The sequence below is a fragment of the Arthrobacter sp. C9C5 genome, from assembly GCF_013359735.1.
In the GTDB taxonomy this organism is placed as follows: domain Bacteria; phylum Actinomycetota; class Actinomycetes; order Actinomycetales; family Micrococcaceae; genus Arthrobacter.
Genome location: NZ_JABFMX010000021.1, coordinates 1 through 15025, shown reverse-complemented (window position 1 = coordinate 15025; position 15025 = coordinate 1). Strand labels below are relative to the sequence as shown.

Sequence of the window (15025 nt, the reverse complement as noted above, 5' to 3'; positions counted from 1 at the left end):
CCGCCCGGATCACCGGCACGACACGGGGGGCCCTGCACCCAACACGGCCAGCGCACTAATCCTTGTTGTTGCCGGCCGTTTCCGGCCCGCTCATCAGCTGCGCATGGAACCAGTTCCTGAGCAGTACGGCCCCGCAGCCGGGACTCCCTATCCTCCCTGACCCGGCCTGTCAGCCCGCTCCAGCGCAGCTTCGGCGCAGAGACGAACGTGTAGGGGTCCCCGGGTTGGCCTTGCAGGGAAAACAGCGTCGACCCAAGCATGCGCACCCCCAACCTGGTCCACAAAATCCACAATTGATACAGTTTTGTTATGACTAGTGGACAAGGCGAAGAACCGTACCTGAACGTGCGTGAAACGGCCAAGCTCCTTGGTGCGCACGAGAATACGATCAGGAACTGGGTAAAGGCGGGGGTCCTCGTGTCGGCAAAAATCCCCGGGGCGAGAGGACACCGCTTTGCGCGCGAGGAGGTGCTCCGCTTGCAGAAGGAACGGGGAGCGACGACCGCACCCGTCGCCCCGTCGCTTCGCACGGACGGGCCAGAGCTGGTGACGGCAAACGATCTGAACGCGTGGGCTCCACGCGAGGATGCTAAGGGCACATTTCCCGAATTGATGCGAAGGCTGCTCGCCCTAACGCCAGGCATTACAAATCTCGACGTCAGGGCTCATGAGGGCACCGCAGCCCCGGGTTGGGACGGAACAGCAACCTCTAAGGGCTCAACCTACCTCCCAGCCGGCGAACTGCGCTTTGAGTTCGGCACGGACCACAATCCGAAGCAGAAAGCACAATCCGATTTCGACAAACGTGTTCTCGCTCTGCCGAACGACGGGGAAACGTTTTTTATATTTGCCACACCGAAGAACTGGCCAAGCGGGAAGGCGTGGGCTAGGCAAAAGGACACTGAGAACAAGTTCGCCGGGGTCAAAGTTATCGATGCGCACGTTCTAGAGGGCTGGCTTCTGCATACGCCTTCGGTTCACTACTGGATCTCAGAGCGCCTCGGATACCGGCCACGCGACGCGCAAACTATCGAAACTTGGTGGTCAGCGTTCCACGATAGTACGGAGCCGCGACTTCCTCACGGCTTCTTCCTGGCTGGACGGTCAGCCGAAGCGGACCTGTTACGTTCGCTTCTCACGGGCGCTGACTCCGAGGGTTTGCCCATCTCCCTTCAGTCCTCATCGGATGAGGAGACTCTGGCGTTCATCTTCGCGGCCCTTAAGGAAGAAAGCGCACTGTTGCACCGCACAGTGGTTGTTAGTGACCTGCAGGCATGGCATCGTCTTTCGGAGTCCACCGCGCCTCTGATACTTGTGCCCAACTTCCGAGAGCAAGTCAGCCTTAACAGGGCAGCCACCCGGGGACATCGGATCATCTTGCTCGCTGGGCCTGGCGATATCGTTCGCAATGTGAGGCACGGAATCGAACTCCCGAAGGTAGACCGAGTCGCAGCCACCGAGGTCTTACGTTCGGTGGCGGAGACAGCCGAAAGGGAAAAGCGGCCGAGTTCCAAGGAAGTAGATGAGTTTGTTGCACTTGCCCGGCGAAGCATGCCAGCCCTCCTAAGACGGATCGTCCGAGGTGGCATCATGCGGGCGCCAAGTTGGGCAAAAAATCACGATCATGTGGCAATCCTTGCTCCCCTCGTACTACTTGGATCCTGGACCAAAGCGCCCAAGGACTTGGAGGTGGTCGAGAAGTTGACCAAGCAGGACCCCGATAAAGTTGAGCGACTCCTCATCAGCCTCTCGGGCCGAGCTGATGCCCCTTTTACTCGTTCCGCGGGAGAGTGGCGTCTCACCTCCCCCGAAGAGGCTGCTCAGCTACTGCTCCCTCGACTCACTGGCCTGGATCTTGCTCGATGGCGCGATGTCTTGAACGAGGCGCTACTGGAGCCTGATCCGTTCAGGGGCATGGACACGGTGCAGCGCCTGACTACATCTGCCGGTGCCGGCATTGGAACAGTTTCGGAGACAGCCAGAAAGGGGCTCAGCAGGGGCCTTGCGTTGGCAGCGTCATCCGACGTTGAACTGGCTGGGATCCGGCCGGGTGAAGTTGTAACTCCAGTTGTACACGCCCTCCTCAACGCCGCCAACGGCGACCCCACGGGCGAGGTTTGGGAAAGACTCAGTCAGGTTCTGCCCCTGCTGGCCGAAGCGTCACCAGATACGTTCCTCATGGCCGTTGAAGCTGACCTACGCCGTCCAGCCCCGGTGCTTCGAACGATGTTTCGTGACGGTCAAGCGGACGAAAGCTTCGGTCCGTCTTCTCCTCATCCGAGCTTACTTTGGGCGCTGGAAACTGTTTGCTGGTCTCCGCTCTACTTCGGTACAGCAGCCGATCTCCTGGGCCAACTGGCCACTATCGACCCTGGCGGTCGGCTCAGCAACCGCCCTCTGGAAAGCCTCCAGAAGATTACCCTTGGATGGATACGCCAGAGCGGCGGGCGGGGTGACGACAAGATTGAAGTTATCCGTCGTCTCCTGCGGAACAACTCGGAGGTGGGCTGGAATCTTCTGCTGTCTGTGTGGCCAACTCACCACTCTTCAACTCTAGAGCCTGCTTCTCCGGTCTATCGCGACTGGATGCCAGCCATCCACAGCGTGGCAATTACCGAATGGGGAAAGTTCGTGCGGGATTTGGTTAGTCTCGCTGTAGACGCGGCAGGAACTTCTGCGGACCGCTGGAAGCAACTCGTGCCTCAGCTCGACGAACTCCCTGCCACCGAACGGAAGCAGATGCTGGAAACGCTAAGACAAATTGTCACCGTCGCGACCTGGTCCGAGAATGAACGCTTCAGCGTATGGGAAGCGCTCACAGCAGAGGCCGACCGACATGATGAGTTTTCCCAAGCTGAATGGACTCTCGCCCCTCATGAAATCGCAGAATTTCGGGCGATCGCTTTCCATTTGGAGCCGACCAAAGACCCCCGGCGTTTTTCTTTCGTTTTCAGCTTCACTCCGAGGATCGAGAACTTCAAGCGAAACGATCCCGGGTACGCAACTGAAATCGAACGCCTCCGGGTTGAAGCCTTGAGAGAAACACTTGCCGCGGGAAATGAAGCCCTCGAAGCACTGATCACCGATGTGCAGATGCCGCACGCTATCGGCCACATGATGGCAGCCATGGCGGGCGTAGCGGAGCAGCACGTTCTGGGCTGGCTCGACTCTGATAACCCGAATCTTCGTTTAGCTGCCTCAGCCTTCGCGAGTACGTCGATAGAGCAGAACGGCATCCCGTGGCTGAAGTCCATTCTCTCCAGCGCCGCCCTTCAGCGGTCGGAGCGTGCTGAAGCGCTAATGGGTTGCGTCCCGTTTGAGAAGAAATTCTGGGATGACATCTCTGGATGGGACGGGTCCCTGCAGGCTGCCTACTGGAAGGGCGTGCAGGTTTATCGGGCTCGCCCCGAAGAACGACTAGAGGCCGCACGCCTTCTAAAGGAACACGGGCGCCCCTGGGAAGCCGTCACGACGCTGGCGAACTCACTCAAAGAGGCCGGCAACTTAGACGTCGCCGCCCTCAAGGAGGCCGTTTCTGGCGTTCTCCACTCTTCGCAACCCATCGCCGATCGAGTCATGAGCGGCTACTACATCCGACAACTGCTTGAGTACTTAGAGAAGGTGGCGCCAGAAGATCCCGATCTGGTCCTATACGAGTTCACTTTCTTCGAATTGTTGAACGACGATCACCCATTTACAGCCCTCTATCGAGCGCTCGGAAGAGACTCGAAAAATTTCGTGGAAATGGTTTGCGCGCTCTTCCGAGCCGAAGGCGAGGGGCCGCGCACTAGTAGTGCTCAGGAGAAGGCTTATGCGCACCGCGCATTCAGTGTCCTCCGTAGTTGGCGCGAACTTCCTGGGCAGCTGAGGGACGGCCACATCGACCCTGAGCTCTTAACGGAATGGGTACGATCGGCACGTCTGGCCTTCTCCGACAGCGGTCGATCCTCCATTGGAGATGAGCAAATCGGCGAAGTCCTCGCTGCGAGTCCGGTCGGCACCGACGGAGTTTGGCCAGTTGAACCAGTGCGTGACCTCATTGAGACCATCGGCAGCCACCGGCTCGAAACAGGCCTGCACATCGGAAAAGTGAATCGGCGCGGAGTCACATCCAGGGGCGTCTTCGACGGAGGAGAACAAGAACGTCAGCTCGAGTCTCACTACCGAGAGATGGCAGACAGCATATCCACTAAGTGGCCCCGAACGGCCCGAGTTCTCCGCGGCATCGCCGAGGACTACCGCCGTGAGGCCCAGCGGAACGATGACGAGGCCGAACGATTGGCAGACGACGGATAGTTGGAATATTCACGAAGTCTGGGGATATTTGCATAAACGTCACCACTGAAGCACGCTTCAGCGGTTTCCTCGGGAATGTTCATTGGACTTTGTGAGCGGAAGGTGTGCTTCCTGCATTTCTGAGAGCAGATCATCGCGGTACTGAAGGCAGCACACACAGCCCTTGAGAAATTCGCAATGTTAATTTGCAGACCTTCCTGCTATATTGTTGGCATTTCTCGCCGGGGCGGCTGGCGGCTAAGACGCTTTGCGCTTCCTGCGAATCGCCAAACCATGAACAGCAAATCTATGGTAAGGATTGATAACTGTGTCGATACTTTATGGAGACGACCCCATCGTCGGGGATTATGTCGACAGTCTCGGTAGGAAAAAAATTGTTGACCGCATCGTGTCCTCACTAAACATTCTCCGCCAGAGAACGCCTAGCGCTGTAGCCGCGCTAGTGGGCCCGTGGGGAAGTGGGAAGACCACGCTCCTAAATCAGGTGGAAGCCGCCCTCGCGCGGGATACGCAATGGCGAGTGGCCAAGTACAACCCCTGGTCATATGCCACGATGGAAACAGCGGTTCCTGCCTTCTTCTCAGAGATCAGGGCAGCGCTTCCCGAAGGCTCCGGGGCAGAGAGCGCTAGAGTGGCGATTGGGGGGTGGATCTCACGCCTTGCACCGCTGGGCTCCATCGCCAGTGCAGCGGGGGCGGACCTTACCGGTCCAATGCAGCTCTTCGCGGACTTAGTCAGCGGGGACCGCAGCCCTGAAAAGCTGCGTACACAAGCCGCCGGACTTCTCCAAGACCTGGACACGCCGGTCCTCGTCCTGATTGACGATCTGGACCGGCTCGGCCCCGATGAGCTGCTCATGACGTTCAAGCTTGTGCGCCTTCTTGGGCGACTGCCCAACGTGTATTACTTGCTGTCATACGACGAAAGAACTCTTCAAGATGTCCTAATGAGAACCGGATTGGTTGCTGACGAGAAAAGTCGGGCACGCGAGTATATGGAGAAGATGATTCAGCTACGCCTGGACATACCTTCTATGCTCCCAGACGACCGCATGGCACTGGTTAACACGGTCCTTCAGGAAGTTCTCTCCAGTCATGGTCTGCAGCTCAACGATCAGGACGAAGAAAGGCTAAGCCGCTCGTGGCGCAAGTGCCTTGACCGCTACATCATTCAGCCTCGTGCAGCCAAGCGGCTCTTCACTCAGGTCGACGCAACTTGGAACGACGTCGCCGGCGAAGTCGACTTTGTCGATTTTGTCCTCATGACCTTCCTCCGGACCTTCGAACCCTCTGTATACGGCCTCGTGGAAGAGCATTCCGATGAGCTTCTTTCTACTGCAGGCGGTGTACTGCGGCGCGACAGGGCGGAAACACATCAGCAGTGCTGGGAGCGCTGGCTAGGCTATATCGAAGCTGCCGATGCCCGATACCCGACAGTGATAGTAGAGCTCCTGGCGGACTTGTTCGTGCCGCTCCGAAGCGCAAGGGACAACATGCAGTACGGCGCTGCAGCCAGAACGGATATCTCCAACCGCAAAGGCGTCGGCCACCCGGACTACTTCTACCGGTACACCCAGACGGGAGTTCCGCAGAGCGATATATCCGAAAGTGTAATCCTTGAGTGTCTCCGCGAACTCCGAGAATCCCGGCCATCAGCCGCGACGGAGGCCGTCACTGCCAAGCTTGTGGACAATGCCCCACTAGTAATTGCAAAGATCATGCGCCACGGGGCCGACTCAACACTGCCGGTTGAGGGACTCATGCAGGTACTTGGAGCAAACTACAAAGCTATAGCCGCGAAGGAAACGGGGGTTCTTGCCCGACCCTCGTGGCCCGTTCTAGGCCTTGCCGAGCAGCTAATGTTGTCGGCTCCAGAACATGCTCTCACCGTCGTCAAGACTATTTACGAAACGGAATCCGGCCTCGCACTCGTATGCGACTTGATGCGCCAGATACTCCGCTCGGAGCCGCTTCATGAAAATAAGCCGGATTGGTTCGAGGATGCCAAGTCGATAGTGGCTGATCGAATCGAGGATCACCTGATGAGCTTGCACGCAACTACTAGTGATACCGAGTTCGAGGAAGCACTCCGGTCTGTCTGGGCCCTTCGCGATCTGACTTCGGACCAGCACGCCAAAGACTTCCTTTGGGGGCGCATAGAGAGTGGCGGCATATGGAACATTGCCAAGATACTCGCCGCAATGACTCCTATTGGCAGGGGCAGCGACGGTCAGGAGGAGTGGATAAGCGTAGGGGAATTGGAAGCAGAAAGCATCGACTCCCTCCTAGGCATTGAACGGGTGGCCGAAGAGTTAGGTGACATCCTGAATTCCAATGCTTCCCCGTCGACGCGGCCCCGCTTCAGTAGCCATCCAACACTCGGTGAGCGAACGCAGATTGTGCTTGAAAGTTTTGCGCGCATTCTTCAGTCGTTCCGGACTCAGCAGGAGTAAACGCCGGACCCTACACTTACGTCCACCAGACTTGAGGCGAGTTGAGTTGGGTGCCCCGTCTCGCCTTAAGACTTTGAGGTGATCTCGCGAGTAGAAGCAGAACAGCCACTTGGCCGCGTCTCCTAAACCTCCGCCACCGGCGCCGCGAACTGGGCCTCGTACAGCGCGGCGTACGCCCCGCCGGCCTCCAGCAGTGAAGCGTGCGTTCCCTGCTCCACGATCTGGCCGGCCTCCATCACCAGGATGAGGTCGGCGTCGCGGATTGTGGAGAGCCGGTGGGCAATGACAAACGAAGTCCGGTCCGAGCGCAGCGCGCTCATGGCCTTCTGCACCAGCACCTCGGTCCGGGTATCCACGGAAGAAGTGGCCTCGTCCAGGATCAGCACGGACGGGCGGGCCAGGAACGCCCGGGCGATGGTCAGCAGCTGCTTCTCCCCCGCCGAAACGTTCGCGCCCTCGTCGTCGAGCACCGTGTCGTAACCCTGCGGCAGGGACTTCACGAACCGGTCCACGTACGTCGCCTTTGCCGCCTCCAGGATCTCCGCCTCGGTCGCCGAAGGCCGGCCGTAGGCGATGTTGTCCCGGATGGTCCCGCCGAACAGCCAGGTGTCCTGCAGCACCATGCCCATCCGCGAGCGCAGCTCGTGCCGCGACATCAGCGCGACGTCCACGCCGTCGAGCGTGATCTTCCCGGCGTCGAGCTCGTAGAAGCGCATCATCAGGTTCACCAGCGTGGTCTTGCCCGCCCCGGTGGGCCCCACGATCGCCACGGTCTGACCAGGCTCTGCAACCAATGAAAGTGAAGAGATCAGCGGCTTGTCCGGGGAGTACGCGAAGGACACGTCCTCGAACACCAGCCGTCCGCGCCCGTCGTCGGGCGCCACGGCCGGCACCGGGTCAGCCGACTGCTCCTCGGTGTCCAGCAGCTCGAACACCCGCTCGGCGGAGGCCACGCCGGACTGCAGCAGGTTCGCCATCGAGCCCAGCTGGGCCAGCGGCTGGGTGAACTGCCGCGAGTACTGGATGAACGCCTGCACGTCGCCCAGCTGCATCGCCCCGGAGGCCACCTGCAACCCGCCCACCACAGCGATCCCCACATAGACCAGGTTCCCGATGAACGTCATGGCCGGCATGATCAGCCCGGAAATGAACTGCGCGCCGAAGCTGGCCTGGTACAGCTCCACGTTCTTCTGCCGGAACGTCTCCTCCACCTCGCGCTGCCGGCCGAACACCTTCACCAGCGCGTGCCCGGTGTAGGTCTCCTCGATCTGACCGTTCAGCTCGCCGGTGTTCTTCCACTGCGCCACGAACAGCTTCTGCGAGCGCTTGGCGATCACCGTCGTCGTCACCAGGGTCAGCGGGATGGTCACCAGGGCGATGATGGCCAGCGTCGGCGAGAGGATCACCATCATCACCAGCACACCCGCCACGGTCAGCACCGAGGTCACGGCCTGGCTGATGGACTGCTGCAGGCTCTGGGAGATGTTGTCGACGTCGTTGGTCACCCGGCTGAGCAGCTCGCCGCGCTGCACGGTGTCGAAGTAGCGCAGCGGCAGCCTATTGATCTTCGCCTCGATCCGCTCGCGCAGCCGGTACACGGTCCGCTGCACCACGCCGTTGAGGATGTATGCCTGCATCCACATGAACGCCGAGGCCAGCACGTACAGCACCAGCGCCCAGAGCAGCACCGAGGACAGCGCGGCAAAGTCGATCCCGGTGCCGGGCGTCAGCGCCATGGCGCTGAGCATGTCCGCCTTCTGGTTCTCCCCCGCGGCCCGCAGCTGCGCGATCAGCTGCGCCTTGCTCACCCCGGCCGGGAGCTGCTTGGACACGACGCCGGCGAAGATCAGGTTGGTGCCCTCGCCCAGCAGCCGCGGCCCGATCACGGACAGCGTCACACTCACGACGGCGAGGATGAGTACCAGCGTCAGCCAGATCCGCTCGGGCCGGAGTTCGCCCAGCAGCCGCTTCGCGGACGGCCAGAAGTTCATCGCCTTCTCCGCCGGGATGTTCATCCCGGCGAACGGGCCGCCGTGGCCGGGGCCGCCGCGCGGTCGCGGAATCCGCAGGGGCGCCTCCGTGGCGGCACCGGCGGTCGGCTTCCCCCCGGCGCCCGAAGCGGGCGTCTGGGACTCGACCTTGCTCATACCGCCTCCTCCGCCGCGAGCTGGGAGTTCACAATTTCGTTGTACGTCGGCGAGGTCTCCAGCAGCTCCTCGTGCGTTCCGTGCGCGACGATCCGGCCGTCGTCGAGCACCAGGATCTGGTCCGCGTCCACAATGCTGGAGACCCGCTGGGCGATGATCACCAGCGTCGCGCCGGCGGTGTGCTGCCGGAGCGCCTGGCGCAGCCGGGCGTCCGTGGCGGTGTCCAGCGAGGAGAACGAGTCGTCAAAGATGTAGAGCTCGGGACGCTTCACCAGCGCCCGGGCAATCGCGATCCGCTGCCGCTGCCCGCCGGAGACGTTGGTGCCGCCCTGCGAGATGGGCGCGTCCAGCCCGCCCTCCATCTCGCGGACAAAATCCTCGGCCTGCGCGATGGACAGCGCCCGCCAGAGCTCGTCCTCGGTGGCGTCGGGCTTGCCGTAGAGCAGGTTGCTGCGGACCGTGCCGGAGAACAGGTACGGCTTCTGCGGGACCAGGCCGATGTGCCCCCAGAGCAGGTCCGGGTGCAGCTCGCGCACGTCCACGCCGTCGATCCGCACCGAGCCGGAGGTGGCGTCGAAGAGCCGCGGCATCAGGTTCACCAGGGTGGTCTTGCCCGAACCGGTGGACCCGATGATCGCCGTCGTCTGCCCGGCGCGGGCGGTGAAGTCCACGTCCGAGAGGACCGGCGCCTCGGCACCCGGGTAGGCGAATCCGACGTCGCGCATCTCCAGCTCGCCGCGGGCGGCGCGGCCGGAGAGGCTGACCGGGTGATCGGGCGGCCGGACGCTGGACTCGGTGCCCAGCACCGCGCCGATCCGGTCTGCGGAGACGGCGGCGCGCGGGATCATGATGGCCATGAAGGTGGCCATCATGACGGACATCAGGATCTGCATGAGGTAGCTCAGGAACGCGATCATGGTGCCCACCTGCATGGAGCCGTCCTCGATCCGGAACGCGCCGAACCAGATCACGGCCACGGACGAGACGTTGAGCACCAGCATCACGGTGGGGAACGCGAGCGCCATCAGCCTGCCGGCCCGCAGCGCGGTGTCCGTGACGTCCTCGTTGGCGCGGCCGAAGCGGGCGGTCTCGATGTCCTCCCGGACGAACGCGCGGACCACGCGGATGCCGGTGAGCTGTTCGCGCAGCACCCGGTTGACCGTGTCGATCCGGGTCTGCATCAGCCGGAACAGCGGCACCATCCGGGTGACGATCAGGCCCACAGCGATGAGCAGCACCGGTACGCTGACCGCGATTAGCCAGGAGAGCTGCACGTCCTGGCGCACGGCCATGATGACGCCGCCGATGCTCAGCATGGGGGCGGTGACCATCAGCGTGGCGGACATCAGCACCAGCTGCTGGACCTGCTGGACGTCGTTGGTGGAGCGGGTGATCAGGCTGGGCGCGCCGAACCGGGTCACTTCCTGCTCGGAGAACTCCGCCACCCGGGTGAAGATCGCGCCGCGCACGTCCCGGCCCAGCGCCATTGCGGCCTTCGCGCCGAAGTAGACGGCGGCGATGGTGCAGGCGATCTGCAGCAGCGTGATCATCAGCATCACGCCGCCGGTGCGCATGATGTAGTCGGTGTCCCCGCGCGCCACGCCCTGGTCGATGATGTCCGCGTTCAGGGTGGGCAGGTACAGCGAGGCGATGGACGCCGCCAGCTGGAAGACGACGACGGCGAGCAGCAGGCGCCGCTGCGGCCTCAGGTATTCGACGAGCAGTTTCCAGAGCATCCGGTCTCCACGGTCTCTAGTTCACGCACGGTGATTCGAACGCCAGTTTACGTCCGGATGCTGGGAGCGGAACGGGTTCCTCTGAGGGCGAATCCGTTCCGACGCCCGGCGCTTGCCTGCGTGGGTCAGGAGCCTGCCTGCACCGAAATCTGCGTGCGAGGCGAACGGCCCTAGTCTGCGCCTCCGGGAGTTGTGACAGTGGAGGGGAGCCACGTAGTTGGTTCTTTCCTCTCGCTCCTTAAATCGTGCTCCTGGAGGTTCGCATGGCAGCTGTACGGGCATTTGCCGGGATCCGCCCGATCCCGCCGCACTCCGCAGCGCGTCGGCTGGTTCCCGATGAGTACCGCAGCGTGGTCGCGGTTCGGGCGGGCGGTCCGGAGGTGCTGGAGGTCGTGCGCCACAAGCTGCCGGAACCCCGAAGGGGTGAGACGCGGGTCCGGGTCGAGGCCTGCGGCGTGAGTGCAGTCGATGTGCAGATGCGCCAAGGACTGTCGACCTATCCGCCGCGGTTCCCGTTCACACCCGGTTACACCGCGGTCGGCGTTGTGGACGCGGTGGGGAAGGGCGTCACCGCCGTCGCACCTGGGGATCGGGTGGTGGTGCTGACGGAGACGGGCGGATACGCAGAGTACGTCTTCGTGCGCCGGCACCCGATGATGCGGATCCCCGCCAGCCTGGATGCGGGTGAGGTGGTGACGGTGGCACTCAACTACCTGGTTGCCCACCAGGCACTCTCCCGTGTTGCCCGGATCCGGCGCGGGCAGGTGGTCTTGGTCACCGGGGCCGCGGGCGGGATCGGCACGGCCATGGTGCAGCTCGGTCAGCTGCTGGGATTGAAGATGTACGGGGCCGCCGACGCCGCGAAGCACCCCTGGCTCGCCGACCACGGGGTGGTGCCCCTCGGCTCCCGGGGTGCGGACGTCGTGGACGCCGTTCGGCGTCTCGAGCCTGACGGGTTGGACGCGGTGCTCGACGGCGTGGGCGGCGAGTGGGTGGAGCCGGCCCTGGCGGTGCTCCGTTCCGAGGGTGTGCTGGTGGAGTACGCCAATCCCGGAAGCCCGGGAAGGACCCTGCGCCTGCTGCTGCGGGCGGTGCGCCACAACCTGGCTGGGCGCGGGGCGAGGATCCGGTCCTACAGCACCGGGCTCTGGCGGTTTGACCGTCGTCCGTTGCTGGCGGCCTGGGCCACCCTCTACGAGCTGCTCGAGGCCGGGCGGATCCGCCCCGTGATCGCCGGCCGCCTCCCGTTGCCGGAGGCGGCTCGGGCCCACAGGCTGCTGGAGGGCGGCGACGCCGTCGGGGCCTTCGTCCTGATCGCTTCGCCGCCCGAAGCCGCCGAGGGATGACAAGCAACGGTGCAGCCGGCGCTCCGCTGCTCCTGGACCAGTTCCTGCCGGAATACGATCTCGCCATCGTGCACGCAGACGTCTTCCGGGCACCCCCTGCCGAGTGCTACGAGGCGGCCCGCGAGATGGACCTCTTCCGGGCACCGCTGGCCCGGGCCCTGCTCGGCCTCCGGGCACTGCCCGAACGTGTGGCAGATACCGTGAGGGGACGCGGGAGGACACCAGGTGCCACAGCTGCCCGGGGAACGTTCCGGCTCAAGGACATGGTCGGTCTGGGCTGGATCCTGCTCGGTGAGACCCCGGGGGCGGAAATGGTCCTGGGCCAGGTGAGCCGGCCGTGGAAGTCGGTCGCGGCCTCCGCGGATGTCCCGACCACCCCCGAGCAGTTCGCCGGCTTCAACCAGCCGGGCTACGCCAAGATCGCTGCCGGCTTGAGGATTGATCCCTACGGGGCCGGCTCCTCGATCGTGACAGTTGAGACGCGCGTCGCCATCAGGGACGAGAAGAGCCGCCGCCGGTTCCGCCGCTACTGGGCGTTCGTCGGTCCCTTCAGCTCCCTCATCCGTCGAATGGCGCTGCGCCAGCTCGCCCACGAACTCCGGGGCGATTCTTAGTCGACGGCGGCGTGGACGTCGCCCTCTTCGTGCCCGGCCTTCTTCTTGCCGAACGGCAGGACTTTGAGCAGCGGCTGCACGATCGCCATCACGACGAGGCCCCAGGCAAGGCCAAGAACGGCCGAGCAAAGGGTGTTCACGAGCCAGGCCAGGAAGCCGCCCACCACCGGGATCCCGGCAAACGGGTGCTCGAGGGCGTGGACCAGGTCATAGGGCAGGTGCCAGCCGAGGTCGTGGGCCCCCTGCAGCATGATGTGACCGCCCACCCACAGCATGGCGACCGTCCCGACAACGGTGATCGTGGTCAGCACGGCGGGCATCCCCCGGACGAGCAGCTCGCCGAAGCGCTGGGAGCCCGCGGAGTCCTTGGTGGTCAGGTGCAGGCCGATGTCGTCCATCTTGACGATGAGTGCGACGGCGCCGTACACGGCCGCCGTGATCGCGATCGCCACTGCGACCAGGATGGAGGCCCGAACCCACAGGGACTCGGCGGACACCTCATTCATCGCGATGACCATGATCTCGCAGGAGAGGATGAAGTCGGTGGTGATGGCGCCCTTGGTGACCTTGGCCTCCGCCTCCGGCCCCCGGTCGACCGCCGGCGTGTCTTCTTCGGCGTCGTGCTGTCCGCGGAGCTTGTGCCAGACCTTCTCGGCACCCTCGTAGCAGAGGTAGGTGCCGCCCGCCATGAGGATGAACGGAATGACCCCCGGGATGAAGGCGCTGATGAGCAGCAGCGCCGGCAGGATGATCAACAGCTTGTTCCGGAGCGAGCCCCAGAAGATCCGCTTGATCATCGGCAGTTCGCGGGACGGGTCCGCGCCGGAGACGTACTGCGGGGTGACGGCGGCGTCGTCAATGACCACGCCCGCGGCCTTGGCCCCCGCCTTGGCCGCTCCGGCGGCGACGTCGTCCACCGAGGCGGCCGCAATCTTGGCCAGGGCTGCGATGTCGTCCAGCAGGGCGACGAGACCGCCGCTCACAGCCCGCGTCCGTACTGGTTGAGGGCGGACGGCTGGACGAAGGTGCCTTGGTCAGGGCGCGTGATCGGCATGCTCGAATTATATGCGGCGGGCAGCCCGTCGACTCGTGTGGGTCAGGCGGCTTCTGCCCTGACGGTGTTGGTGATGCTGCCGACTCCTTCCACGGCCACGGTGATGGTGTCGCCGTCCTTGAGGAATAGTGGGGGTTCCCGGCGGTACCCGACCCCCGCTGGTGTGCCTGTGAGGATGACGTCACCTGGCTCGAGTGTGGTGAATTCCGAGATGGTGGCGATGAGTGCGGGGATGCTGAAGATCAGGTGGGAGAGGTCAGATTCCTGGACCACTTGCCCGTTCAGGGTTGTGCTGATGCCTGCCTTGCTGATGTCGGCTTCTGCAGGGGTGACGATGTAGGGCCCAAGCGGGGTGGTGTCGTCCCAGACCTTGTCCTGCAGCCATTGGTGCGACTTGTTCTGGAAGTCGCGCATGGTGACGTCGTTGGAGACGCAATAGCCCAGAATGTGGCCCGTGGCGTCCTGTTCGGCGATGCGCCGGCCTGTCTTGCCTATGATGACGGCGAGCTCGCCCTCAAAGTCGACCTGGCTGGATTCCGGCGGCAAGATGATGTCGTCGTCGGGTCCGACGAGGGTGGACGTGTACTTGGGGAAGAGGACGGGAAAGGCGGCCGTGCTGGCGTCGCCGGCGTGGTCTTTGTAGTTCAGGCCGACGCAGAGGATCTTTCCGGCCCTCGGCGACGCAGCGCGCAGGGTGACGTCGGCCAGGGCCACCCGTGATTCGGCGAGACGGGCGGCCCTGGCAAGGAGATCTGTTGATGTTTCCGGTCCGACGTCGGTGAGCCCGTCCAGCGGGACGAGGTGGTCGCCGTGAACTTCGCCGATGAAGTTCTGACCCTTGTATCGGTAGTTTGCGTAGGCCATTCGGTGTCTCTTCCTGATCGTGGTAGCTACTTGCAGGGGCTGCGCGTCAAAGGGGCTGCACCTCAAAGGCAGCGGCGAGCTTCATGATCTTCTCGGCGCGGCCCAGGCGCGGCAGGTCGGAGCCGTCGCGGATCACGCGGCCGTTGGCTTCGAAGTCGGCCATGAAGTCGGTGGCCCAGGCGACGTCGGACGGCGTGGGACTGATGACCTCGTTAATGACGTTGGTCTGGTCGGTCGCGAGGCAGAGCTTGCCGGTCATGCCCATCATCACCGTGATGCCGCTCTGCTCGCGCAGGATCGGGTGGTTGGTGCCGACCGTGGGGCCGTCGATCGGCCCGGGCAGGTTGCCGACGCGGCTGGCGACGACGAGCTTGGCGCGCGGGTAGGCCATCGCTTCCGGGGTGGCCGCCATGCCGGTGTCGCGGCGGAAGTCACCGGAGCCGAAGGCCAGCCGGAACGCGCCCTGGGCCTTGGCGATATGGTTGGCTTCCTCGATGCCGACGGCGGACTCGACCA

9 protein-coding genes are annotated in these 15025 nt (G+C 63.5%); 4 read left to right on the top strand and 5 right to left on the bottom strand.

The features are described 5' to 3' along the window. Positions 1-309 precede the first annotated feature (309 nt). Positions 310-4296: a helix-turn-helix domain-containing protein gene (locus tag HNO80_RS15210; RefSeq protein ID WP_175323695.1), complete on the top strand. Its 3987-nt coding sequence runs from the start codon at positions 310-312 to the stop codon at positions 4294-4296. Between the two features lie 307 nt (positions 4297-4603). Further along, positions 4604-6748 carry a KAP family P-loop NTPase fold protein gene (locus HNO80_RS15205; RefSeq protein WP_175323694.1) on the top strand — a complete coding sequence of 715 codons (2145 nt, stop codon included), beginning with the start codon at positions 4604-4606 and terminating at the stop codon, positions 6746-6748. A 122-nt stretch (positions 6749-6870) separates the two neighbouring features. On the opposite strand, the gene HNO80_RS15200 is transcribed toward HNO80_RS15205, so the two are convergent. Together HNO80_RS15200 and HNO80_RS15195 are read right to left on the bottom strand one after the other, a co-directional pair. Next, positions 6871-8895: an ABC transporter ATP-binding protein gene (locus tag HNO80_RS15200; protein WP_175323693.1), complete on the bottom strand. Its 2025-nt coding sequence runs from the start codon at positions 8893-8895 to the stop codon at positions 6871-6873. Further along, complete coding sequence (locus tag HNO80_RS15195) at positions 8892-10631, bottom strand: ABC transporter ATP-binding protein (protein ID WP_175323692.1); 1740 nt, start codon at positions 10629-10631, stop codon at positions 8892-8894. Before HNO80_RS15195 ends, HNO80_RS15200 begins: the two co-directional genes overlap by 4 nt. Positions 10632-10894: 263 nt before the next feature. Here HNO80_RS15195 and HNO80_RS15190 point away from each other — a divergent pair, with 263 nt between their 5' ends. Further along, positions 10895-11977 (top strand): zinc-binding dehydrogenase, encoded by a 1083-nt coding sequence (locus tag HNO80_RS15190; RefSeq protein WP_175323691.1) that lies wholly within the window; start codon positions 10895-10897, stop codon positions 11975-11977. Next, positions 11974-12591, top strand: a complete 618-nt coding sequence (locus tag HNO80_RS15185) for a hypothetical protein (protein ID WP_175323690.1) — start codon at positions 11974-11976, stop codon at positions 12589-12591. The genes HNO80_RS15190 and HNO80_RS15185 overlap by 4 nt, the downstream gene beginning before the upstream one ends. Here the strand turns inward: HNO80_RS15185 and HNO80_RS15180 are convergent. From HNO80_RS15180 to HNO80_RS15170, 3 genes are all read right to left on the bottom strand, one after another. Then, a complete protein-coding gene (locus HNO80_RS15180) occupies positions 12588-13574 on the bottom strand; it encodes a DUF808 domain-containing protein (protein ID WP_175323689.1) in 987 nt (328 codons plus the stop codon). The genes HNO80_RS15185 and HNO80_RS15180 overlap by 4 nt on opposite strands. 113 nt (positions 13575-13687) lie before the next feature. Continuing rightward, positions 13688-14509 carry a fumarylacetoacetate hydrolase family protein gene (locus tag HNO80_RS15175; RefSeq protein ID WP_175323688.1) on the bottom strand — a complete coding sequence of 274 codons (822 nt, stop codon included), beginning with the start codon at positions 14507-14509 and terminating at the stop codon, positions 13688-13690. Positions 14510-14555: 46 nt separating this feature from the next. Beyond that, positions 14556-15025 (bottom strand): aldolase/citrate lyase/malate synthase family protein (locus HNO80_RS15170; protein WP_502707868.1); only part of this gene is annotated, 470 nt, incomplete at its 5' end.